We start from the raw sequence: 273 nt of genomic DNA, 5'->3' as shown, positions 1-273 counted from the left end.
ACAACGATCATGAGCAGGTCTGGGCTGCACTCGACAAGGCCTATTCTAAATATCCCGATCTGGTCTTGATGCATGGCGGCTCGCCCAAGGGAGCCGAACGTATCGCCGCTTGCTGGGCAGAGGCGCGCAAAGTGACGCAGATCGCCTTCAAGCCTGACTGGGCGAAACACGCCAAGGCGGCACCGTTCCGCCGCAACGATGCCATACTATCGGTGATGCCGACAGGTGTCATCGTCTTTCCTGGTTCCGGGATCACCGGGAATCTTGCCGACA

Annotated in this window: 1 protein-coding gene; it reads left to right on the top strand. The window is 59.0% G+C overall.

The genetic code is table 11. The features are described 5' to 3' along the window. Positions 1-273, top strand: a 273-nt coding sequence (locus SB822_RS57060) for a DUF2493 domain-containing protein (protein WP_410859101.1), incomplete at both ends; no start/stop codon positions are given.

It is taken from the genome of Paraburkholderia sp. SIMBA_054, assembly GCF_046534875.1.
Lineage (GTDB): Bacteria > Pseudomonadota > Gammaproteobacteria > Burkholderiales > Burkholderiaceae > Paraburkholderia > Paraburkholderia hospita.
This window is presented reverse-complemented; position numbering and strand designations above follow the sequence as displayed.